Raw genomic sequence first — 22889 nt, forward strand, 5'->3', positions numbered from 1 at the left:
TGGCAGGCGGGATTGTTCCATTCCGCGGATGGTATGTCTTTTTTAAATGACAGTGTGAAGCCCGGCGACCCATATGGCCTTTTTAAGGAGGCGAAAGCCATGAGTTGCCAACCATTTCGGGTACTCGTTGCCGAGAAGCAGTTGCTGATCGCTATGGAAGTGGAGGCCATACTGGCGGATGCACTGGGCTGCGTGGTCAATGTCTGCCCACGCTACGACCTTGAGGCGGAGCTGGCCACTGCGCGTTACGATGTCGTTGTGCTGGACGCGGCGCCCTCGATCAACCGCAATGCGGAATATGCGAACCTCATTCAAGAGCACGGCGCGGTGCCCATTTTCCTGACGTCCTATGACGATATTTCCGGAAACCTGCCGCAGCTTAGACATAGCATCGTCATCGCCAAACCTTTCGACGACAAGATCATCATTGAAGCTGTTCGTCAGGCCAGCAGCCGATCGCCCGCCTGACGATTCCAGCTTTGCGGTATCAGACCGCGAAAGCACGCTTCGTAACAGCAGAGCTGTGTGCATCCGGGCCGTAGTCGCCCTCTCCCGAGACGCCGAGAATTTCCTGCAACCGGTTGCGGGCACGGTTGATGCGGCTCTTGATCGTGCCAACCGCACAACCGCAAATCTCAGCCGCTTCCTCATAGGCAAAACCGGAAGCGCCGACCAGAATGATCGCCTCGCGCTGGTCGTTGGGAAGCTGATCCAAGGCTTTCTTGAAATCCTGAAGGTCCAAGGCCCCATACTGCTGCGGATGAACGGACAGCTGCGAGGTAAAGATACCATCGGAATCCGACACTTCACGCCCACGCTTGCGCATCTGTGAATAGAATTCGTTGCGCAGGATGGTGAAAAGCCAGGCTTTCATGTTGGTGCCCGGCTCGAAATGGTCCTGCTTGGCCCAGGCCTTCATGATGGTGTCCTGAACGAGGTCGTCGGCAACGTGATGCCGACCCGTGAGAGACACGGCAAACGCCCGGAGATTCGGCAAGGCCGCCAGCAGATCTCTCTTGAAACTGCGATCATTCGCTTCTTTTTCAACGCTCATTGAGTGTTGTCCTTCATGCCCACACCGCATCCCGCCGTCTTTTCGGCTTGGTCCAGCCGCTCCAGCAACGATACAAACCGATCGGGAATGTCTTCTTCTTGAACGGATTGGTAAAACTCACGCAACTTGGACGAGATGGTGGAATAAGGCCCTGCCGTCAAGGCGCCCTCATCAGCTCCGGTATCGGCTATGTCATGATGTTTCGTCATACTGATCCAACGAGTTTGAAAGCATTGTGCAAGGGAACGGCATGCCGCCGATAAGGTTCCCTCAATACGGTATTTTTCTGGCCCATGCCGCTTGGCGAACTACTGCGGAACGGCCAATGGAACTTTTTCCAGATCTCCACGTTAAAGGCATCATTCGTCAAATAGGAGATCCTTCATGCTTTACTATACCTTGGTGTTCCTGGTTGTGGCCCTGATTGCCGGTGCCCTTGGCTTCGGCGGCATCGCCGGCGCATCTGCAGGAATTGCGAAGATCCTCTTTTTCATCTTCATCGTGCTGTTTCTGCTCTCGCTTGCAAGCAGGCTTTTCCGCCGCGCTTGATAAAGCTCGCCTTTCGACAAAAAACCCGGGCTCAGGTCCGGGTTTTTTCGTTTGGCACAAGACGGACATGACAAAAACACTGCGGCATTGCGGGGACTGCGGCGCTTGAGAGAAAATCTCTATCGACGTTCATACCGCTCCAGCGGCATGGGAACGGAGAGCGGGGCTGCGACCAGCGCCATCGCAAGACCTTTGGCCGGCGACGCCTTCTGCGGCATCAGAGCGGCGAGTTTTTCGGCGGACATTTCCTGGCGAATGGCCACGCGTCCGGCCAAGAGGTACGGATCGACTGGAATGCAGTCACCATAGATCAGAGCAGCGAGCCTCTCGGCCTTGCGGATCTCATGGTCGAGATCGGCCCTGCAGGCCTTCGAATCAACATAGGAAATGACGACAACCGGCTCCTGAACACAGGATGCCTGATCGGATTGGCAGGCGACCAGCACCATAATCGCAGCAAAGCTCATCATTGTCGCTCTCCTTGTGCGAAGAAGAACGCGCCAATGTCGCTAAGGTTCCAAACACGCCGGTACTGGCTCCTGCGGGACGTTTAAGTCTCCGGGCCTTCTGCTCCGTGAATGAGCTGATGGATATATTCGAGCTTTGCTGCAACCGGTACCGAAAGCACGAACGGATAGAGATCTCTTTGGCCCATGCTGCGGTTGATGCTGTTGACCGCAAGGGTCAGCGGCACCCAGGCATTGACCAGCACGGTCGCGTTGAACGCCTTGTACGGGTCGAATGTGACGCGAAGCGCCAACCCCTCGCTGTCCGTTTCCGGCTGGGTTCGCAAGCCGAAGGCATGAGCGGTCTCCAGCGCATCGACGATATGGAAATAATGCGCCCAGGTCTCGGCGAAGTCCTCCCAGGGATGGCACGAAGCATAGGCGCTGATAAAGGCCTGGTCCCAGCCCGGTTGCGGACCGTTGGCATAGTATTGCTGCAGGGCACCATTATAATCCTGGCTATCGTCTCCGAACACCGCCCTGCACTGGTCGAGATGGCCGCCATCGCGGACCAACCGATCCCAATAGTAATGGCCGATCTCGTGCCGGAAATGTCCAACGAGGGTCCGGAACGGTTCGCCCAGCGAGACGCGTCGTGCTTCCCGCTCGGCATCGGATGCCTCGGCGATATTGAGAGTAATGAGGCCGGAGTCGTGACCGGTCAGAACAGGCGCCGCATCATTCGCGCCGGCATTGTCGGCCAGAAAATCGAAAGCCAGACCTTCTTGCGGATCCTGCGTACGGGTGATCAGCGGCAGTCTAAATCGCATCAGCGAGTAGAAAAGATACCGTTTGGCCGCTTCGATCTTGCGCCAGTTTTCGGCATTGGTGAGGTCGCCAAGGTCAGGGATTGTCGTATTGTGGCGGCAGGCCAGGCAAAAGCCACCCGGCTCATCATCCTCCACCAGCCAATTGCAGGCCGCAGCCGACGAATTGCTGCAGAGGCGCGCCTCGTAAGGACTTCCGGCGCTGTCGCCGATAACATTCCCGGAAGGATCCATCGCGACCATTTCAAAGGAACTTGGCCGATAGCCCAGTCCCGATCCACAGGTCAGGCATGCGCTATTGTCGAAATGCACTGTGCTCCGGCAATTGGAACAGCTGAAGAGACGCATCCATAATCTCCAAGGAAGGGAGCGGGTGAAATACAACGATAGCCCCTTGAGGGCGATCACCGCCGGGAAGGCAAGGCTTCAGAAACGCACGGAAACCCGAAAGGTTCCGCCCGCCTCCCTCGCGTAGAGCAACCCATGACGAGGATAGCCGGCAACCCTAATCCGATGCTTCGACCGGAAAGACCAGTTCATAATACACGCCCCGGGCATCGAGCGTATGGGCCATCCGGCCATTGACCGAGGCAGGCACGACCCGTTCGAGCACCGTGCTGCCGAAACGACCGCGCGACCGCTGGCCCTCTTCGTCGATCGGCGAGGTCAGCGGCTCCGACCAGGTCACCCGGATTTCATCGCCGTGCGGCTGCGTCAGTCGCTCGCAGGTGACGCGGATTGTCTTTCGCTGGCTGACGAAATCGCCGTGGCTGACGGCATTGACCACCAGTTCATGCAATGCCAGACCGATATGCAAGGAGGCATTCGGCGACAACAGGACATTGTCGCCGGACACCTGGATGAGATTGGCATTCTCCGGGACGTATTTCTCGACCTGCTGGGTCAGCAACTCGCGGAAATAGGCACCACGCCAGCTCGAATCCGTCACTAAGTCCTGGGACAGCGACAAGGCATGAAGGCGCCCCCGGAATTTCGTCAGAAAGCCTTCCAGCGTCCCGGAATAGCGGGCCGTCTGGAAAGCGATGCTCTGAATGATCGCCAACAGGTTCTTGGAGCGATGGCTAACTTCCCGCAGCAGCGCCCGCAGCAGGCGCTCGCGCCGCCGCTCTTCCGTGCGGTCAACGACGACGGTCATCATGCAAAGATTGTTCTTGGAGGTCTCCACCAGCCGGCACCTGAACTCGAAGACGCTGTCATCCGGCAGTTCGATCTCCACGTCGCCGCCGTCGCCAGCCTCAATCAGTCCGGATTTCAGTTCCTTGAGCCTCGAGCCGATCTCGGTTCCGAATATGCCGTCGTCGCTCGGCTCCACATCGGGAGTGAGCGACCAGCGGGGCGGCAATGTTGTAATACAGAGATACTTGCCCTGAGCATCCTGCAGAATCAAGCTGGCCCCCATGTCCAACAACGCGGAGACGAAAAACTCGCGCAGTTGCGCATCTCCGCGCTGAGGTTCGAACCATGTCAGCCGATGTACCAATGTGCCACTCCGCCGGGCGCCTTGTCCGCACCGCCTGCTGCACCGCTCCCAAACCTCAATGCAGCGGCAAATTTCGAGAACTTATAGATCGATCGACGTCCTGATGGACGCGCCACCTCCAGCGCAGTCTATTGGCGAGTCTGCTCGTTGAAGAACAGGGCCTGGCTGATCAGGGCCTTCACCATGTCGGGATTGAATGGCTTGGTGACCAGGAAAGCGGGTTCCGGACGTTCGCCGGTCAGCAAGCGCTCGGGAAAGGCTGTGATGAAGATCACCGGAACCGTGTCCACTTTCAAGATGTCGTTGATCGCATCGATTCCGGAGCTGCCATCGGCCAACTGGATATCGGCCAGCACCATTTTCGGATGGGTGCGGCCATAAAGATCGATGGCCTCCTTGTGGGTGCGGGCAATGCCGGTGACCCGGTGGCCGAGATCCTCGACCATCTGTTCGATATCGAGCGCGATCAACGGTTCGTCTTCGATGATCATGATATCGGTGGCCACCTGCTTGGAGATTTCGGTGGAGGCTTGGTTGAAGATGACCCGGAATTCCTCGTCGCTGACGTCGAGCACTTCGGCCGCTTCTTCTGGCGTGAAGCCTTCCACGGAGATCAGCAGAAAGGCATGACGTTCCCGTGTCGGCACGGCCGCCAGGTTGGAGGCAGCCCGCTGCTCCCAAGCAAAGGGCGAAGAAACGGGGCGAACTTCGATATTTGTTGAACCAAATATGGTGGCAAACAGTTTATAGAGCGAGACGCGGTCGCTGCTGGCTTTTGGAAAGACGGAAAGATCCGCAATGAGAGCTTCAAGAACTGCTGCTACATAAGCATCTCCGGATGTTTGTGAGCCGGTAACGGCTCTGGCATACCGCCGCAGATAGGGAATGTGGACGGCAACGCGGGCAGTAAGGGACATGCAGCTTCTCCAATTGGGCACATCATCAGATGCAAACTCGACTACAAACGCACGCTGGAAAAAAATGTTCCCAACCTGCGGAACATTTTTGCTATTACTTTATTCTAGCAGGATAATGATGACACCGTATATGGGTTGATCAGGACATAATGACCATGCCGGGCGACAAGACAGGCCACAAAAAGCACACAAAAACAACCGATGCTCAGAAAGAAAATGCCAGCACCCTGATCGCCACCAAACTGCGCGGCTACTATGAGAGCATCGTGGAAGAAGGCACGCCCGATCATTTCCTGGATCTTCTTGAGCGCCTCGACGAAGCTGAACGCAAGCATAAGGCCAAATAGGCGGATATCAGTCGGAACGTCTTCGGTGTGTCAACGCGTTCGCCGGACGGCGCCTACGGGCGCAATCCGGCAATACATCCCAAAAATTCACGTCAATCCTGCTTTGGCGATCGACCGAAACCGTGATTGCGGGCGATCAGGAACGCAAAGCCCGAGACCAATGCAACGGTGGTGATCGGATTGTTGCGCAGCAGCCCCGGCAATTCCATCGCCAGGCCCGAACTTAAGGGATCGACGGTGAGGCTGGCACGCCGGAGCATAGCCAGACGCTCAGCACGACGATTGGCAAGCGCGACCCAGCCCAGCACCAGCAAGCCGACCAGAATGGCACCGCCCGAGACGATCAGCGCGGCCCATGCCGGCCCCACTTCCGGGGTGAGAAAGAACCACGACGCCACGATGATCCCCACATAGGCTGTGGCAAACATCACGCCAGCGATCATATAACCAAAGGTATTGCGCCGGATTTCCTCGACCCGCGGGCCAAAACCCCGCATCGCCATGAAGGCAAGCTGTTCGGCAAGCTTTCCCATAATTAACGCCGTGTCATCAATGCTGCCAGGAAGCCGACGCCAGCGGCAATGCAGATCGACTGCAGTGGTTTGTTGCGGATATGCGCTTCCAGATCTTCTTCCGCCGAAACGAGCGAACTGCGGGCGGACTGAATGACTTCGGCCGAGGCTTCAGCCACTTCATTGCCGATTCGCGCTGCACGATTTGTAGCTTCCTGCACCTTGCCGCTGCCGAAGGAGGCAACCGTGCGGGTCAATTCGGCCAGATCGAGACGCAACTGCTCAAGCTGCGCTTCAATATCGCTGGCACTTGCGGACGCGCCGTTTGTTCCCGAGATTTTGTCTGTGATGTTTGGATTGGCCATGGAAAATTCTCCAGTTGAAACAGGATTCGAGGCGTCAACGCACGAAGGCGGCAATATGTTCCACGCGGTTGAGATGAATCCCGTCCGCGTGAGGAGCACGCTGACCTCCTTTTTGAGCAACGGAACCCGCATTTTTTGCGGAACCCCTTCGCTCGCCGCGCGTTATCAGGCCAGGTGACTTGATACCAAGCACTACCATCAACCAGAAGGAGTTCGATATGAACTGGAATCAGATTGAAGGCAATTGGGAGCAATTCAAGGGCAAGGCTCAGGTTCAGTGGGGCAAGCTTACCGGTGACGATCTTGACGTGATCGCCGGCAACCGCAAGCAGCTCGCGGGCCGCATCCAGGAAGTCTACGGCAAGACCGAAGAAGAATCCGAACGTGAAATCGACACCTGGCTCGGCAAGAGCTGACCCTTCTGGCGACATGACGTTGCCAACGAGACGGCGCTGCGCGATGATCGAGCAGCGCCGTTTTTTGTTCTCGAATCAGTCCCTTGCATGGAATTTCAGTTGATCAGCGCCATCAGCGTCTCCAGCCGGTCGGCATCCCTTGGCAGCTTGTCGATTCTCAGCCGCGAAATGCGCGGAAAACGCATCGCCACGCCGGATTTGTGCCGGCTCGATCGATTGATGCCTTCGAACGCAACCTCGACAACGAACCCATAGTCCCGCTCGGCCCGCAAAGCCCGGACCGGGCCGAACCGTTCCACCGTGTTGTTGCGCACGAACTTGTCGAGCACCTCGAGTTCGGCATCGGTAAAGCCGAAATAGGCCTTGCCGACCGGCACCAGCTGATCGCCCTCCGGCGTCGCAGTCCAGCAGCCGAAGGTAAAATCCGAATAGTAGCTCGACCGTTTCCCGTGCCCGCGCTGCGCATACATCAGCACCGCATCGGCATTGAGCGGATTGCGTTTCCACTTGAACCACGGCCCCTTGGCGCGGCCTGCCTGGTAGACACTGTCGAATCGCTTCAGCATTACCCCTTCGATAACCGGATCCGGCGGATCGGCGCGAAGCACATCGAGGTCGGCCCAGGACGAGAAGGGCACGAGGGGCGACAGATCGAAGCGATCCGGAGCCGCCGCCTCCACCAGGCGCGACAGCCGGTCTCGACGCTCCAGAAAACTCTGGCCACGAACATCTTCGGCCCCCTCGAACAGCACATCATAGGCACGGATGAAGGCTGGATACTCGACCAGCATCTTGGCGGACACGGTCTTGCGGTTCAGCCGTTGCTGCAGGTCGGAAAAGGTTCGCGTCGGTCGGTTGCTTCGCGACGTGCCGCCGACCAACAGTTCGCCGTCGATGACTCCCTCGAAATCGGCGGCCTCCAGCACATCGGGAAAGGCGTTGGAAATATCGTCTCCGGAGCGGGAATAGAGCCGTCGCGTGCCGCCGAAATGCGACAGCTGGACGCGAATGCCGTCCCATTTCCATTCCGCCGCGAAATCCGCCGGATCCAGGTTCTCCAGATCGCTATCGGCAATCGGCGTCGACAGCATGACCGAATGGAAAATCGCCGGAGTTGCGAGTGCGGGCTTTTCCTCAGCCCCCTGAAGCCAGGCAAACAGGGTCTCGTATGGCGGCGTCAGGCCATGCCACAGCGTTTCGATATCGGTCACATCCCGGTCGCCAAGATCCGCCAGGGCCTGCTTGGCAAGCCGTGCCGAAACGCCGATCCGCAATCCACCGGTCACGAGCTTCAGGAAGGCAAAGCGGCTCGACGGATCAAGCCGGTCCATCAGATCCCGCACAGCACCACGCACCTCCGTCCGGCCGAGCCCCTGCATGAGCTCGACAACGGTCCCGAGACGCGGTTGGGCCTGCGCCGGGATCGCATCTCGGTCGGTATCCCAGACCAGCGCGATGGTCTCGGCCAGATCGCCGACATAATCGTAGGAATAGCGAAACAGCACCTCGTCCATGCGCTCCAGCACCAGTTCCTTCAACAGCGACGGTTTGACGCTTCTGATCTCCAGAGTGCCGGCGAGCACCGCCAGCGCATAACCGCGGTCCGGATCCGGCGTGCTGCGGAAATAGTCCGTCAGCAGCTTGAGCTTGCCGTTGCGGCTCGGCGTCAGCACCAGGCGATCCAGCAGAGTGGCGAAAGCCTGCATGTCAATCGCCCTCGTCTTCGTAGCCGACCAGATGCAGCGGCCGCGCCGCGATACCAGCAAGCTCGCACCAGCGCACCAGTGCTTCCTCGCGGCCATGGGTCACCCAGACCTGCTGCGGCGCGATCTCGGTGATGGTGGCGGTCAGTTCCGGCCAGTCGCAATGATCGGAAATGATCAGCGGCAGTTCGACGCCACGCTGCTTGGCCCGCTGGCGCACCATCATCCAGCCCGAGGCAAAAATTGCCACCGGATCGTGAAACCGCCGCGCCCAGCGATCGTTGAAGGCGGATGGCGGCCCGACCACGACCGCGCCGCGAAAGACCGACGTGTCGCTGCCCTCCGCCGAGACTGGCCGCAGATCCCCCAGGTCGACACCCTGGCTGATGTAATAGTCGCACAGCTTGACAAGCGCGCCATGAATGTAGATCGGTCTGTCATAACCCGCTTGCCGCAGCAGCGAGATGACCCGCTGCGCCTTGCCCAGCGCGTAGGCACCGACCAGGTGGCTGCGGTCGGGAAATTGCTCCAGCGAGCGCAGCAATTTGCCGATCTCGCCGGCCGGATCGGGGTGATGGAAGACCGGCAGGCCGAACGTCGCTTCTGTGATGAACACATCGCAGGGCACCGGCTCGAAAGGTGCGCAGGTCAGATCCGCGCCGCGCTTGTAGTCACCCGATGCGACGATCCGCAGACCACCCTTTTCAACCGCGATCTGCGCCGATCCCAGCACATGGCCGGCGGGGTGAAAACTGACCCTGACGCCATTGATATCGACCACCTCGTCCAGGTTGACGGCCTGTTCCTCGCGGCAGAAGTCCTCGCCATAGCGAAGCCGCATGATGTCGAGCGTCTGCCGGGTCGCCAGAACCTGGCCATGTCCGGCGCGGGCATGGTCGGAATGGCCATGGGTGATCAGAGCACGCGGCACCGGCCGCACCGGATCGACATGGAAGTCGCCGGATGGACAATAAAGGCCTTCGGGGCCTGGGAAAAGCAACGTCTCCGGCTTCATCATGCTTCACAAGATAGGGCGAATTTCGGATCGCGCCAGAGGTCCGCGCCGGTGAAAATCAGCTCTGAACAGGGCACGGTGTATCCATGCGGATCGCGGCGAAATTCATTTGCATGCCAACAAATTTTGCCTATTCTAGCCTTCCAACGAGCGCTGACCAAGAAAACCAAAGGGGACCGCAGTGTTCAGTGACAAACCCGGCCGCACCATGCCGGGATCCATCGCTTTGTGCCTTTGCAGCCGCCATTCTCTAGGGCTGGAGCGCTTTGCCGCATGACCGTGCAAGCCGTTTCCCTGACCGTCAACGGGCAAAGGCACACCCTGGAGATCGAGCCCGATACGAAGCTGATCTATGTGCTGCGCAACGATCTGGGACTGAACGGTCCCAAATTCGGCTGCGGCCTGGGCGAATGCGGCGCCTGCGCCGTGCTGGTCGACGGTCGTTCCGTGCGGTCCTGCTCGGTCAGCGTCAGGACCATCGGTTCGCGGCCCATCGTCACGCTCGAAGGGCTCGGCACGCCCGATCGCCTCCACCCGGTGCAGCAGGCCTTTATCGACCATCAGGCCGCCCAGTGCGGCTATTGCATGAACGGCATGATCATCGCCGCGACATCGCTGCTGACCCGCAATCCGCATCCTGACGAGGCCGAGATCCGCGATGCGCTGCGCTATCACCTCTGTCGCTGCGGCACCCATATGGAAATCCTTGCCGCCGTCCGCCAAGCCGCCGCCGAAAACCTTGGTCTGGAGGTTTCTCCATGACCGAGCCCACCGAAACGCCGCGCGCCGCCTATCTCGATGCGGCGGAAATCCTGCTTGTCATCCGGCCCGGCTCGGCAGGCAATCCCGACCCCTTCCTGGCGCTGCACCCGGACGGCCGGATCAGCGCCTTCAACGGTCATGTCGATCTCGGCACCGGGATCCGCACGGCGTTGGCGCAGATCGTCGCGGAAGAACTGGACGTGCCCTTCGACCGGGTCTCCATGGTGCTCGGCACCACGACGGCCGTGCCGGACCAGGGACCGACCATTGCCAGCGAAACCATCCAGGTCACCGCCATCCCGCTGCGCCAGGCGGCCGCCACCGCCCGGCGCTACCTTCTCGCCGAAGCCGCCCGCCGGCAGGGCGTGCCCGTCGAAGACCTGACCATCGACGACGGCATCATCCGCCACGGCGAAACCTCCAACTGGACGCTGTCTTTTGGCGACCTGATCGCCGGCCGGCATGTCCGCCTCGAGATCGATACGCATGTGCCGGTCAAGGACGTCGCCAACTACCGCATCGTCGGGCAATCGCAGCCGCGCAACGACATTGCCGGCAAGGCGACCGGCACCTGGACCTATGTGCATGACGTTCGCGTGCCCGATATGCTGCATGGCCGGGTCATCCGCCCGCCGCATGCCGGCTTCGACCAGGGCGACCATGTCGGCAACAGCCTGATATCGGTTGACGAAAGCTCGATCGCGGATCTGGCCGGCGTGGTCCAGATCGTTGTCGTCGGCGATTTCGTCGGCGTTATTGCGCAGCGCGAAGAGCAGGCGATCGAAGCGGCTGACCGGTTGCGCGTCGAATGGCGGCCACCACCGAAACTGCCCGATCTCAACCGGCCCGAACAGCCGCTGCGCGACAATCCGTCGAAAGCCCGCATCCTGCGCGATCAGGGCAATGTCGATCTGGCGCTCGAAGGCGCATCGCCGCGCATGGACCGCACCTATGTCTGGCCCTACCAGATGCATGCCTCGATCGGCCCGTCCTGCGCGGTGGCCGATTGGCACCCGGACCACCTCACCGTATGGTCCGGCACCCAGAATCCTTATCCGATGCGGCGCGATCTCGCTTTGCTGCTCGACATGCCGGAAGCGGTCATCACTGTCGAGCGGCTGGAAGCGGCCGGCTGTTACGGCCGCAACTGTGCCGATGACGTGACGGCCGATGCCGCCCTGTTGTCCCGCGCCGTCGGCCGCCCTGTACGGGTGCAACTGAGCCGCGAGCAGGAACATGCCTGGGAGCCCAAGGGGGCCGCCCAGGTCATCGACGTGCGCGGCGGGCTCGACCTCGACGGCGGGCCGGTCGCCTATGATTTCGAGACCCGCTATCCCTCGAACCTCTCGCCGACGCTGGCGCTGATCCTGACGGGAAAAATCTCCAGCACACCGGATGTCGCCGAGATGGGTGACCGCACCGCCATCCCGCCCTATGCCTTTGCGCCAATGCGCGTCACCGTGCATGACATGCCGCCGATCGCCCGCGCCTCCTGGTTCCGCGGCGTCTCGGCCATGCCGAATTCCTTTGCCCATGAGAGCTTCATCGACGAACTGGCCTTTGCCGCCGGCGTCGATCCGGTCGAATATCGCTTGCGCTACATGACCGACCCGCGCGCCATCGACCTGGTACGCGCCGTCACCGAAAAGGCCCAATGGACGCCGCGCACCCGGCCCGGTACCGCCGGCCGCGAGGGCGACGTGCTCTACGGCCGCGGCTTTGCCTATGCGCTTTATGTGCACGGCAAATTCCCCGGCGTGCCGGCCGCCTGGTCGGCCTGGGTGGCCGACGTCGCGGTCAACCGGCGGACCGGCGAGATTGCCGTCACCCGCGTCACCGTCGGCCAGGACACCGGCATGATGGTCAACCCGGACGGTGTGCGCCACCAGATCCACGGCAATGTCATCCAGTCGCTGAGCCGCGTGCTGAAAGAAAAGGTCAACTTCACGCAAACCGCCGTCGAAAGCGTCGAATGGGGCGGCTATCCGATCATCACCTTCCCTGAGGTACCCGAGATCGACGTGCTGATGCTGCCCCGGCAGAACGAGGAGCCGCGCGGCGCCGGCGAATCCGCCTCCGTTCCCAGTGCGGCCGCCATCGTCAACGCCGTCTATGACGCGACCGGTATCCGCTTTCGCGAACTGCCGCTGACGCCGGACAAGGTGCTGGCCGCCCTGCAGCAGGCGGACGGCACGTCTCTGCCTTCGCCGCCAACCCCGGAACCGCCCAAGCGCCGCTGGCGGCTCGGCCTGGCCCTGGCCGGCATGGCCGGTGCGGTGGCCGGCGGCATCACCCTCTCCTCGCCGTGGCGATCCGCCTATCCGGAAATCCCCCGACCAGACCCTGCGACGTACAGCCCAGCGACCAACGAGCGGGGCCGCCTGGCGGCTGCAGCCGGCGCCTGCAATGTCTGTCACGAAGGCAGCGATGGAAAAGCCTTTGCCGGCGGCCGGGCGTTCGAAACACCGTTCGGCACGGTCTATGCCACCAATATTTCGCCTGACGCCATCAAGGGCATCGGCGCCTGGTCCTATCCGGCCTTCGAGCGCGCCATGCGCCAGGGCGTCGCGCGCGACGGGCATCATCTCTACCCGGTCCATCCCTACACGTCCTTTGCCAGGGCCGAAGATGCCGACCTGCAGGCGCTCTATGCCTTCCTGATGACCCAAGCGCCCGTCGCCTCTTCCGTGCCCGAAACCAGGCTCGCCTTCCCGTTCAACCAGCGCTGGCTGATGGCCGGCTGGAACGCCCTATTCCTCAAAGCCATGCCGCTGGCCGCGCAACCGACCCAAAGTGCCGCCTGGAACCGTGGCGCCTATCTGGTCGAAACCCTCGGCCACTGTTCCGCCTGCCATAGTGACCGCAACGTCGTCGGCGCGGAGAAGACCGGCTTGGCCCATCTGGCGGGCGGTTTTGCCGACGGCTGGCAGGCCCATGCCATCGCCGGCAACGGGCCCGGCCCGGTCGGCTGGAGCGAGACGGCGCTCTACGACTATCTGCGCACCGGCCATTCGCCCGACCACGGCAGCGCCGGCGGACCGATGGCGGCAGTGGTCAAATCGCTGTCGCCCCTGCCGGATGACGATATCCGCGCCATGGCGACCTATCTGGCAAGCCTTGGGACGCCTGTGTCGCAGGAGGCCGCCACCGCACAGAAGCAGGCAGCCATCGCCGCGTCGCAGAGCGCAACGGCAGCGGCCATGATGATTTCCCCGGAAGGCGCCCGCATCTTCGAAGGCGCCTGTTCCGCCTGCCACAGCGAAACCTCGCCGCTGGCCAGTCTGGCGCTCAACAGCAATCTGCACAGCACCCGACCGGACAATGTGCTGCAATCCCTTCTGCAAGGCGTGGAGGCCCCCGCCCATCTGACGGCGCAGGCAACGGCCAGGGATCTGGAGGTGATGTCCATGCCGAGCTTTGCCAAGAGCCTGAGCGACCGTCAGATCGCCGACCTCACCGCCTATCTGCGCGCCCGCTTCGCACCCGACAAACCGGCATGGCAGGGCGTGGCCGAAGCGACTGCGACGGCCAGAACAGCCGCCGCGGGTCATTGACGCAAAGCCTATCCCGCCGAGGGCGTCGACAGCAGCCAGAGACCGAACACCGTATAAAATACCATGACCGCCGCCAGGCCGATCTGGCTGAGTCCCGCCTTCGCCGAACTTGGAAAATAGCGCATGGCAATCATATGGGCGAGGCCGATACCGACCACGTGGCCGGCGACGATGATCAGTGTCTGAACCACCCAGATGACGCGCACGCCTTCGATCGTGTTCATGAAGGACGCCGTGACATGGTGGTCGATCGTGCCGAACAGATCCCAGCCCAATGCGAAGGGATCGGAAATCACCATGTAGAGATACTGGCCATTGACCATCATCAGCGTCAGGTAATGGGCAGCGTGAAAGGCGATCGAGATCGGGATGATCGAATAGACCAGATGGCCGGCAAGCCGCAGGATGTTCGCCGCCGACCTCTCCCCGGCCACCCAGGCGCCGAGCGCAACGGAGCCCAGGAACAGCAGGCTGAGCGCCGTAGGCGCTGCCAGCAATCCCCATGTATTGGCGACCGTGACCGCGCTTCTACCGGGATATTCCAGCGGATTGATGCCGATGAAGCCGAGCCAGGTAAAGGTTTCCGAAAATCCGTCGAACGACGCCGTGCCGAGCGTCAGCAGAATGAACAGAATGCCGCTGATCGGCATGGGCTCGGCATCCAGGCAGCGCTGGCCCGGCCAGGTCAGCGCGATCCAGGCGCATTGGCCATTCCCCTTGGGTCTCTCAACGAAGATCGGCGCCAGTAGGCCGATCATCCGGAAAAACACCGAAAACGGCTCGCCGCGCCTGACCCATTCCGCCTCCCCGAACAACGCCATCATCGCCAGCGTGAACAGCCAGTAGCCCAGCACCACCTTGGCCAGCAATTCAGGGTCTTCCGGCGCCAGCGACACCAGTTCGAACCAGGCAAACAGGAAGAACAGCAGGATGGCCGGTCCATAACCGAGCCGCTGCGGCAAGTGGACCAGTGGCGTGGTGCCGATAGGCCGGCGGATCGCCAGGCGCACCAGTGCCAGCGGCCCGGTCCAGGGATTGAGCCAGACCCACAGATTGCCCACAACCGCCTGCAGCAGGGTAAACATCACCCACCACAGCGTCCAGATCACCAGCGGTAGCGGATTGGTCAGCGGATCTGACACCGACAGGAAGCCGGACAGGATCAGCACCACCATCACCGCGAAGGACAAAAGGCTGACAGGAACGGCCGGCACGAGCATAGCCGGCAGCAGCCGCAGGCGGGCACCTTCCATCCGACGAAACCAGCCAGCCGGCACGATCGCCAGCGCCAGAAACGACACCAGCACCGCCAGACCACCGCCGGTGCGCGCATAGGTATTCGGCAGCAGCATCGCCAGCCCCCGTTCGGCGCCATGGGCGAAGGCATCGCTGGAGAAAAAAAACAACGCCACGGCGACCGCGACGAACGCCGGAACCGCGCCGACGCCTGGCAGGAAACAACCCGCCGTCAGCCGCCATTTTCCGCCATCATCCTGCCGGTCCGTCATCGCCAACCCCCGTCGCTATCGTTCGTATACAAACATCGAGAAACCGCCGCTGTCCACGCCTGCAATCGCCTACGGGAATAAATATGACCGGCGGACCATTGGCTGGGCGACCGAAACATCCGCATCATTTTCCAAGCTGTGATGTTGCCCCTGAGAAAATGCCTAAAAAACAGTCGCAAAAACCGTAAAATCTGGCTCCTTGCATAACGATTGATCCCAATCGGCGGAAAAGACAGTTGAACAGACTGCTCTCATTCGCGAACTATAACCACCACAAGGGGCATGGGGTCGAGACGTCAACAAATCTCGGCAATCCCCGCCACTTGTCATTTCGAAATTCTCATGTTTTGTTAGTAGGCGAACGATCTGCCACATCAACAAAACAAAGGCAGACGTCATTTCCACAAGAGGGGAAATTTTAATGTCCGACACTATTATCAAGCCCAAATCAGCCTTGACGCGTCGCTCCACCCTTTTGGGGATGGGCGCTGCCGCCGGCGCCGGCATCATTACGTCGGCCGCGCCGGGTTTCGTTCGTTACAGCCAGGCCCAGACCTCCGAGCCGATCAAGATCGGCCTTGAACTGCACCGTACCGGCATCGGCGCCTCCTATGGCCGCTGGTACGAGCGCGTCACCAATGCCGCCGTCAAGATCATCAACGACGAAGGCGGCATCAACGGCCGCCCGGTCGAGATCATCGTCGAGGATGACGGCACCGACCCGAAGCGCGGCGCCGAAGTGGTCGAGAAATTCGCCACCCAGCACAAGGTCGACGTGACCTTCGGCACGCTGTTTTCGCATGTCGTCATGGGGGCCGCCCCCCGCGCCGGCGAGCTGAAAATGCCCTATGTCGTGGTATCGGAAGGCTTCCACGTCGCGTCGGGCAAGCTCAACCGCTACTGTTTCCAGCCGGGGATCACCGACGTGCGCTCGCAGGTCACCGCCATGGCGCCATGGGTCTCCAAGAACCTTGGCAAGAAGGCAACGATGATCTTCCCGGATTACGCCTTCGGCCACGATCATCGCGATTATTTCTCCGCCGCGATGAAGGCCCAGGGCGGCGAGATCCTCGAACTGATCGCCGTGCCGCCGACGGAATCCTCCTTCACCCGCTACCTGCCGCGCATCCCATCGGACACCGAAGTGCTCTACCACGTCATGGTCGGCCCGGCGGTTTTGACCTTCGTCACCGAACTCGGCCAGTTCTACGGCTCGCAGCGTCCGGAAATCTTCGGCTTCATCGACAGCCTGGAGGCCGTCGATCTGGCCACGCCGCAGCTCGACTTCCTGAACGGCACCTATTTCTGGGAAGGCATGCCGCGCTATGCCCAGAAGGACCAGACCGAATGGGACAAGTTCTACCGCGCCGCCGTTGGCGTTGATGACAATGGCGCAAGCCTTGCCGATCCGAAGGACATCTCCACCTACGCCCATATGTTCGGCTGCTGGGAAAGCCTGTTCGTCATCAAGCAGGCGATGGAAAAGGCCAACTATACCGGCCCGAAGGACAAGGCTGCCTTCATCGAAGCCATGGAATCGCTGGAAAAATTCGACGAAGGCCGCGAGCATCCGCAGGGCGACAAGGTCTTCAACGGCAAGAACCACCAGGTCTACGGCCACCAGTACATTTCCAAGGTCGAAGACGGCAAGCTGAACGTGGTTCACAAGACGTCCATCGAAGACGGCGCCTATGAGGTGACCGGCGACTACACCAAGATGGCGCTCTGATATCGGTCTGCCGCGGTTCCGGATCGGGAGCCGCGGCAAACGCCGTCAGGCGGATTTCCACGATACCATTCGAAGTTCCGAAGTGCCGGATCCACCGTCCCGGCCGCGGTTGCGCTTTGTCGGCGGAGAGGGATAGTGTCCCTCCGCCATACCTGACTGAAGGACTACCGATTTGGCATTCGGCCCCTTTTTCCTGCTCGCCACCCTGGAAGGCCTGCTTCAGGCAGCCGTCCTGACATTGACGGCGCTCGGCCTGTCGCTCGTCTTCGGGGTGATGCGGATCGTCAATGTCGCCCACGGCGAATTCTACATGCTCGGGGCGGTGCTTGCCTGGTGGGTCACCACCATGGTCGGCATCCATCCCGCCGCCGGTTTTTTTCTGGCGCTGATCGTCAGCCCGCTTCTGGTCGGCGGCGTCGCCTTCGCCGGCGAACGGCTGATCCTCAAGCGGCTCAACTACAATCCGGAATCGACCATCGTCGCGACCATCGGCATGCTCTACATCATCCAGCAATCGGTGTTGCTCGCCTATGGCCCGGATGCAAGGCCCGTTGCCCCGCCCTTTTATTACCGCATCCAACTGCCTTGGTTCGGCTATTCCGCCTATAACCTGTTCGTCATCTTCGCCGCCGCCGTCATGCTGCTGGTGGTGTGGTTCGTCCTGACCCGCACCCGCATCGGGCTCATCATGCGAGCCACCCAACTCGACAGCGAAACGGCACAGGCCTTCGGCATCCCGATCGATCGGGTCTATGCCTTCGTCTTTGCCGCCGGCGCCATGCTGGCCGCCATTGGCGCCGTGCTGATCGTGCCGATCCGCCAGGCGCATTACCTGATGGGGCTCGATCCGTTGCTCTTGTCCTTCATCGTCGTCATCATCGGCGGTCTCGGCAGCATTCGCGGCACGGTGGTCGCCGCCCTGATCATCGGCCTTAGCGATGGCATCATTTCCGTCTTCTTCTCCCCGACGCTTGCCAAGATGATCTCGACCCTGCTGGTCGCGCTCGTCCTGGTCTTCAAGCCGGAAGGCCTGTTCGGAGCAAAACAGCGATGAGCGGCATGAGTCTTTCCAAATCCACCGGCCTGTTGGCCTTTGCCATAGTCATCCTGTTCTGCCTGCAATTCGTGCTGCCCGAGTATCACTATCTCTCCATGACCCGCATCATGGTGCTGGCAGTCTTCGCCATGGCCTATAACCTTTTGTTTGGATACACGGGCCTGCTCAGCCTCGGCCATGCCATGTTCTTCGCGGCCGGTCTCTACGGCGCCGGCCTCACCGCCTATTATTTCGAATGGAGCGTGCCGCTCGCCTTCCTGGCCGGCATTGCGTCAGGCTTCGTCGCGTCGCTGGTCATCGGCGTCATATCGCTGCGCACCACCGGCGTCGCCTTCATGATCGTCACCATGATGTTCGCGCAGGTGGCCCATCTGACCGCCAATTATCTCACCACCTGGACCCGTGGTGAGGAGGGCCTGACCATGCCACCGACGGCACGCAGCTTCGACCTGGCCGGCCTGCATTTCGACCTGACCGATCCGACCACCCGCTACAATATCGCGCTCTTCCTACTGACGCTGACGACTGCGGTCATTTTCGCCATCGTACGCCGGCCGATCGGCCGGGTGCTGATCGCCATCCGCGAAAACGAGCCGCGAACCCTGATGCTCGGCTATGACACCTTCCGGCTGAAGCTGATCGCGCTGGTCGCCTCCGGCACCCTGTCGGCCATGGCGGGTGCGGCTTATGCGCTGCTGTTCGGCTATATCGGCTCGACCTTCGCCTCGATCCAGTATTCCATAGAGGCGCTGCTGTTCACGCTGCTCGGCGGCGCGGGCACCATTCTCGGGCCGCTGATCGGCACGGCCGCGATGTTCTACATGATCGATATCGCCAGCGAATACACCACGGCCTACCTGCTGGTCACCGGCATCGCGCTTGTGCTGCTCGTCCTCTATTTCCCCAAGGGTATCCTTGGCTCGATCCGCGACAGGTGGTTCCCATGGATCCCGTGACACTGCTTTCCACCAAGGGTCTCAGCCGCCATTTCGGTGGCCTGAAAGCCGTCAACAATGTCGATTTTTCGCTGAAGACGGGCGAGATCCGCGCCATCATCGGCCCGAACGGCGCCGGCAAGACCACCTTTGTCTCGCTGTTGTCGGGCCGCATCGAGCCGAGTGCCGGCACCGTCGAATTCATGGGCCGGGACGTGACCCGCGACCCCGCCTTCAAGCGGGTGCGCCAGGGCATCGCCTATACGTTCCAGATCACCAGCGTGTATCCAACTCTTTCAGCATTCGACAATGTCGCGCTGTCCGTGCAGAGCGCCCTGCAGCGCGACGCCGGTCTGTCCGGCCATATCGACGGCAAGCGTCTGAAGACCCTGACCGAACAGGCGCTGACCAAGGTCGGCCTGCAAAGCCGAAGCGCGGAAAAGGCCGGCACCCTGTCCTACGGTCACCAGCGGCTGCTGGAGATTGCCATGGGCCTGGCGCTGGAGCCGAAGCTGCTGATTCTTGATGAGCCGACCCAGGGGCTGTCGGATGGCGAAATCGACAATTTCTGCGCCCTGGTCAAGGATATCGCCAAGACAGCGACGATCCTGCTGATCGAACACAATATGCCGGTGGTCATGCGCCTTGCCGACAGCATCACCGTTTTGAACTTCGGCCAGATCCTTGCCAGCGGCACACCGGAGGACATCCGCTCCAACGCCGCGGTCCAGGCTGCCTATCTGGGAGCCGTCTGATGCTCGACATCCGCGATCTCGATGTTTTCCACGACAACAGCCAGACGCTGAAGGGCATGTCCTTCAGCCTGGCGCCGGGCGAAGTCCTGTGCCTGCTCGGCCGCAACGGCGCCGGCAAAACAACGACGCTGAAGGCGATCATGGGCCTGCTGAAGGCCAGGTCCGGCAGCATCACGCTCGATGGAAAAGAGCTGACCACCCTCAAGCCCCATGAAGTGCCGAAATGCGGCATCGGCTATGTGCCCCAGGGCCGGCGCCTGTTTTCCGAACTGACGGTGCGCGAAAACCTCGAGATCGGGCTGATGACCCGCAAGAGCGACCGGAAAATCCTGGAGGAATCGCTGGAGCTTTTTCCCCGGCTGCGCGAGCGCATGGACCAGGTGTCTGGAACGCTATCGGGCGGCGAGCAGCAGATGCTGGCAACGGCGCGGGCGCTCTGCATCGATCCCTCCGTCATCCTGCTGGACGAACCAACAGAGGGCCTGATGCCCTCGATGATCGCGGCGATCCGCGACGTGGTGATCACACTGCGCCAGCGCGGCAAGGCCATTCTGCTGGTCGAGCAACGTGTCGAGGCCGTGCTGGCCCTGGCCGACCGCATCTGCCTTGTCGAAAACGGCAAGGTGCAGGCGACCCTGCCGGTGCAGGCCCTGAAGGACGATCCGAATCTGCTGAAACGTTACGTCGGCGTCGGCTGAAACTGAACCCGCCATCAGCAGAGCTTGCGCAACAGTTCGACCAGCATCATCCGCTCGCCTGAAGTGAGCGGTGCCATCGTCTCTTCGCTGACCGCGATTGCCGTTTCGATATTGCGGTCGATCGCCGAGAGGCCTTCCTCGGTCAGCGACAGCACCAGCCGCCGACCGTCGGTGGCATCCGCCATAGTCTTCATGAAGCCGCGCTTGACCAGCCGGTCCACCACGCCCTTGATGGTCGCGACATCCATAGCCGTTTCCCGGCCCAGCTGGTTCTGCGAGGTCGGCTGGATTTCCTTGAGCTTGGTCAACGCCGCCCACTGGGTCGTGGTCAACCGATCGCCCATCAACCCGGCGAAGATCGACACATGCCGCTGGTTGGCCTGGCGCAGGAAGAAGCCGATCTGCTGATCGACCCGGTAGTCCGAGGCGCTCGGCTTGTCGCTGTCCATGGGCGTATCGGAATCCTGAGTCAGGGCCATGTCTGTTTCCTGTTCGGCTTGGCCCGTCCCGGCCAATCACCGCATTCGGGTTTACCCGCGCCGGCCCGTTTGTCAACGGAACCCCGGCAATATCGGCCCGATCGACGCCCCGGCCCGGCTTGACAGTTGCCCCATCCCGACGGATAGTCGTTTGCATACAAACGATAGGCCTTCAGCTTGCAATCCAGCTTGGCCGACTTCGCCCGCAAGCCCAAAGCCGCGCAACGATCGCGAGCCAAGGGTATGACAGGAGGCTGCAGATGGTCAAACAGCATGTCGAGAGCGCCATCAACGGCAAGATCCGCTGCGATGCCTGTCCCGTCATGTGCTACATCGCCGATGGCCGGTCAGGGGCCTGCGACCGTTACGCGAATGTCGCCGGAGACCTGATCCGCGTCGATCCGCTGACGGTGATCGAAGCCACCCTCTCGGACGGCGGCAAGGTCGTTCCGTTCATGACAGACAGCCAGGGCGAATGGGACGGAGACATCGTCCATTCCGCCCGGCATTTCGTGACCGCCGTCGGTGCCGGCACGACCTATCCCGACTACAAGCCTGCCCCCTTCATCGTTTCGCAGAAACAGGACGGCATCGACATGGTGACCGTGGTCACCGAAGGCATTTTCAGCTATTGCGGCGCCAAGGTGAAGATCGATACCGACCGTTTCCTAGGCCCTGAATCAGCCGCCGTCCGGGTCGAGGGCGAGCCGATCGGCCATGTGATGACCGGCGAATACGGCTCGCAGATGCTGTCGCTTGGCGGAGTCCATCATTTGACCGGCGGCTCCAAGAAGGAAGGCCGCGTCACCTGCGACGCTCTGCTGCAACTCTGTAATCGCGAAGCCGTCGAAATGACGATCGACGGCGGGTCAAGCCTCATCGTCAAGGCCGGCACCGCGCCGATCATCAATGGTGTCGAGGAACAACGCATGCGCGTTGGCTGCGGCTCGGCCACCATCGGCATGTTCGCCAAGCAATGGCTTGGCCATGTCGACGAGGTCGTCGTCGTCGACGATCATATCACCGGCGTACTATCCGAACACCAGGCCGGCAAGCTGCTTAATGTCCAGCCGACCGGCATCAAGATCAAGGGGCGCCGCTCGACGCCCGGCCGCTATTTCCAGGTCGCCGAACCCGGCACCGGCTGGGGCGGCACCAATATCTCCGATCCGCTGTCGATCATCGGCGATTTTGATCAAAAGACAGCTTATCCCGGCCTTCGTATGCTGATGGTCTCGACCACCGGCGAACAGTTCGGCTATTACGTGCTGGATGAAAATCTTGTTCCCATCCTGCAATCGACCCTGCCAGCCCCGCTGCAGCAATCGGTCGAGATCATTGCCGAAAACTGCGAACCGGCGCTGGCCTCCGTGCTCTTCATGGGCGGTGCAGGCGGCAGCCTCCGTGCCGGCGTCACCACCAATCCGGTCCGCCTTACCCGTTCAGTCAAGGACGCCCTTACCCATGTCTCCTGCGGCGGCGCACCGGCCTATGTCTGGCCGGGTGGCGGCATCACCGTCATGGCGGATGTGATGGACATGCCCAGCAATTCCTTCGGCTATGTGCCGACCCCCGCCCTGGTCGCCCCCATCGAATTCACCATGCGTCGCACCGACTATCAGGCGCTGGGCGGTCATATGGAGGCCATCGTGCCGATCGAAGAGGCGCTGAGCCTCGCCGAGCGCAAGCTGGCACCGGTCGCGGACCGCGCCTGGCCGACCGATGGCCGCAATTTCAGGTGGGGCGCATGATGACGCGCG

Annotated in this window: 24 protein-coding genes; 12 read left to right on the top strand and 12 right to left on the bottom strand. The window is 61.3% G+C overall.

The genetic code is table 11. The features are described from left to right. Positions 1 to 12: 12 nt before the first annotated feature. Positions 13 to 468: a response regulator gene (locus tag HGO38_RS21125; RefSeq protein WP_250957881.1), complete on the top strand. Its 456-nt coding sequence runs from the start codon at positions 13 to 15 to the stop codon at positions 466 to 468. A gap of 19 nt (positions 469 to 487) precedes the next feature. Here HGO38_RS21125 and HGO38_RS21130 read toward each other — a convergent pair whose 3' ends face one another. Both HGO38_RS21130 and HGO38_RS21135 read right to left on the bottom strand, forming a co-directional pair. Beyond that, positions 488 to 1054 (bottom strand): RNA polymerase sigma factor, encoded by a 567-nt coding sequence (locus HGO38_RS21130; protein WP_250957882.1) that lies wholly within the window; start codon positions 1052 to 1054, stop codon positions 488 to 490. Then, a complete protein-coding gene (locus HGO38_RS21135) occupies positions 1051 to 1263 on the bottom strand; it encodes a NepR family anti-sigma factor (RefSeq protein ID WP_250957883.1) in 213 nt (70 codons plus the stop codon). Before HGO38_RS21135 ends, HGO38_RS21130 begins: the two co-directional genes overlap by 4 nt. A gap of 175 nt (positions 1264 to 1438) precedes the next feature. Between HGO38_RS21135 and HGO38_RS21140 the strand changes: the two genes are divergently transcribed. After that, entirely contained in the window at positions 1439 to 1603 is a 165-nt protein-coding gene (locus tag HGO38_RS21140; RefSeq protein WP_168475655.1) for a DUF1328 domain-containing protein, read from the top strand. Positions 1604 to 1722: 119 nt separating this feature from the next. On the opposite strand, the gene HGO38_RS21145 is transcribed toward HGO38_RS21140, so the two are convergent. The 4 genes from HGO38_RS21145 to HGO38_RS21160 form a co-directional block, all read right to left on the bottom strand. Next, positions 1723 to 2073: a hypothetical protein gene (locus HGO38_RS21145; protein ID WP_250957884.1), complete on the bottom strand. Its 351-nt coding sequence runs from the start codon at positions 2071 to 2073 to the stop codon at positions 1723 to 1725. An 80-nt stretch (positions 2074 to 2153) separates the two neighbouring features. Then, positions 2154 to 3224, bottom strand: coding sequence for a zinc-binding metallopeptidase family protein (locus HGO38_RS21150; protein ID WP_250957885.1), 1071 nt, complete (start codon positions 3222 to 3224; stop codon positions 2154 to 2156). Positions 3225 to 3381: 157 nt separating this feature from the next. Continuing rightward, complete coding sequence (locus tag HGO38_RS21155) at positions 3382 to 4284, bottom strand: sensor histidine kinase (RefSeq protein WP_250957886.1); 903 nt, start codon at positions 4282 to 4284, stop codon at positions 3382 to 3384. Positions 4285 to 4505: 221 nt separating this feature from the next. Further along, entirely contained in the window at positions 4506 to 5294 is a 789-nt protein-coding gene (locus HGO38_RS21160) for a response regulator (RefSeq protein WP_250957887.1), read from the bottom strand. Between the two features lie 155 nt (positions 5295 to 5449). Between HGO38_RS21160 and HGO38_RS21165 the strand changes: the two genes are divergently transcribed. Continuing rightward, positions 5450 to 5641 carry a NepR family anti-sigma factor gene (locus tag HGO38_RS21165; RefSeq protein WP_250957888.1) on the top strand — a complete coding sequence of 64 codons (192 nt, stop codon included), beginning with the start codon at positions 5450 to 5452 and terminating at the stop codon, positions 5639 to 5641. Between the two features lie 92 nt (positions 5642 to 5733). On the opposite strand, the gene HGO38_RS21170 is transcribed toward HGO38_RS21165, so the two are convergent. Both HGO38_RS21170 and HGO38_RS21175 read right to left on the bottom strand, forming a co-directional pair. Beyond that, complete coding sequence (locus HGO38_RS21170) at positions 5734 to 6174, bottom strand: hypothetical protein (RefSeq protein ID WP_250957889.1); 441 nt, start codon at positions 6172 to 6174, stop codon at positions 5734 to 5736. A gap of 2 nt (positions 6175 to 6176) precedes the next feature. Further along, on the bottom strand, positions 6177 to 6518 hold the full coding sequence (locus tag HGO38_RS21175; protein ID WP_250957890.1) for an ElaB/YgaM/YqjD family protein: 342 nt from the start codon (positions 6516 to 6518) through the stop codon (positions 6177 to 6179). A gap of 218 nt (positions 6519 to 6736) precedes the next feature. On the opposite strand from HGO38_RS21175, the gene HGO38_RS21180 reads away from it, so the two are divergent. Further along, a complete protein-coding gene (locus HGO38_RS21180; RefSeq protein WP_250957891.1) occupies positions 6737 to 6934 on the top strand; it encodes a CsbD family protein in 198 nt (65 codons plus the stop codon). 95 nt (positions 6935 to 7029) lie between these two features. Here the strand turns inward: HGO38_RS21180 and HGO38_RS21185 are convergent, their stop codons facing one another. Together HGO38_RS21185 and HGO38_RS21190 are read right to left on the bottom strand one after the other, a co-directional pair. Further along, complete coding sequence (locus HGO38_RS21185) at positions 7030 to 8640, bottom strand: cisplatin damage response ATP-dependent DNA ligase (RefSeq protein WP_250957892.1); 1611 nt, start codon at positions 8638 to 8640, stop codon at positions 7030 to 7032. A gap of 1 nt (position 8641) precedes the next feature. Further along, a complete protein-coding gene (locus HGO38_RS21190) occupies positions 8642 to 9652 on the bottom strand; it encodes a ligase-associated DNA damage response exonuclease (RefSeq protein ID WP_250957893.1) in 1011 nt (336 codons plus the stop codon). 273 nt (positions 9653 to 9925) lie between these two features. Here HGO38_RS21190 and HGO38_RS21195 point away from each other — a divergent pair, with 273 nt between their 5' ends. Together HGO38_RS21195 and HGO38_RS21200 are read left to right on the top strand one after the other, a co-directional pair. After that, positions 9926 to 10414, top strand: a complete 489-nt coding sequence (locus HGO38_RS21195) for a (2Fe-2S)-binding protein (protein WP_250957894.1) — start codon at positions 9926 to 9928, stop codon at positions 10412 to 10414. Then, on the top strand, positions 10411 to 13968 hold the full coding sequence (locus HGO38_RS21200) for a molybdopterin cofactor-binding domain-containing protein (protein WP_250957895.1): 3558 nt from the start codon (positions 10411 to 10413) through the stop codon (positions 13966 to 13968). The genes HGO38_RS21195 and HGO38_RS21200 overlap by 4 nt, the downstream gene beginning before the upstream one ends. A gap of 8 nt (positions 13969 to 13976) precedes the next feature. Here the strand turns inward: HGO38_RS21200 and HGO38_RS21205 are convergent, their stop codons facing one another. Beyond that, positions 13977 to 15476 carry a hypothetical protein gene (locus HGO38_RS21205; RefSeq protein ID WP_250957896.1) on the bottom strand — a complete coding sequence of 500 codons (1500 nt, stop codon included), beginning with the start codon at positions 15474 to 15476 and terminating at the stop codon, positions 13977 to 13979. A gap of 421 nt (positions 15477 to 15897) precedes the next feature. On the opposite strand from HGO38_RS21205, the gene HGO38_RS21210 reads away from it, so the two are divergent. From HGO38_RS21210 to HGO38_RS21230, 5 genes are all read left to right on the top strand, one after another. Further along, positions 15898 to 17205 (top strand): ABC transporter substrate-binding protein, encoded by a 1308-nt coding sequence (locus tag HGO38_RS21210; RefSeq protein ID WP_250957897.1) that lies wholly within the window; start codon positions 15898 to 15900, stop codon positions 17203 to 17205. 172 nt (positions 17206 to 17377) lie between these two features. Continuing rightward, on the top strand, positions 17378 to 18259 hold the full coding sequence (locus HGO38_RS21215) for a branched-chain amino acid ABC transporter permease (RefSeq protein ID WP_250957898.1): 882 nt from the start codon (positions 17378 to 17380) through the stop codon (positions 18257 to 18259). After that, positions 18256 to 19218 (top strand): branched-chain amino acid ABC transporter permease, encoded by a 963-nt coding sequence (locus HGO38_RS21220; RefSeq protein WP_250957899.1) that lies wholly within the window; start codon positions 18256 to 18258, stop codon positions 19216 to 19218. Before HGO38_RS21215 ends, HGO38_RS21220 begins: the two co-directional genes overlap by 4 nt. Next, positions 19206 to 19952: an ABC transporter ATP-binding protein gene (locus HGO38_RS21225; protein WP_250957900.1), complete on the top strand. Its 747-nt coding sequence runs from the start codon at positions 19206 to 19208 to the stop codon at positions 19950 to 19952. The genes HGO38_RS21220 and HGO38_RS21225 overlap by 13 nt, the downstream gene beginning before the upstream one ends. Next, positions 19952 to 20650 (top strand): ABC transporter ATP-binding protein, encoded by a 699-nt coding sequence (locus HGO38_RS21230; protein ID WP_502941607.1) that lies wholly within the window; start codon positions 19952 to 19954, stop codon positions 20648 to 20650. The genes HGO38_RS21225 and HGO38_RS21230 overlap by 1 nt, the downstream gene beginning before the upstream one ends. A gap of 14 nt (positions 20651 to 20664) precedes the next feature. Here the strand turns inward: HGO38_RS21230 and HGO38_RS21235 are convergent, their stop codons facing one another. Next, complete coding sequence (locus HGO38_RS21235) at positions 20665 to 21129, bottom strand: MarR family winged helix-turn-helix transcriptional regulator (protein WP_250957901.1); 465 nt, start codon at positions 21127 to 21129, stop codon at positions 20665 to 20667. Between the two features lie 260 nt (positions 21130 to 21389). On the opposite strand from HGO38_RS21235, the gene HGO38_RS21240 reads away from it, so the two are divergent. Beyond that, positions 21390 to 22880: a 6-hydroxynicotinate reductase gene (locus tag HGO38_RS21240; RefSeq protein ID WP_250957902.1), complete on the top strand. Its 1491-nt coding sequence runs from the start codon at positions 21390 to 21392 to the stop codon at positions 22878 to 22880. Positions 22881 to 22889 lie beyond the last annotated feature (9 nt).

Origin of the sequence: Rhizobium sp. CG5 (assembly GCF_023701945.1) — a bacterium.
In the GTDB taxonomy this organism is placed as follows: Bacteria; Pseudomonadota; Alphaproteobacteria; order Rhizobiales; family Rhizobiaceae; genus Allorhizobium.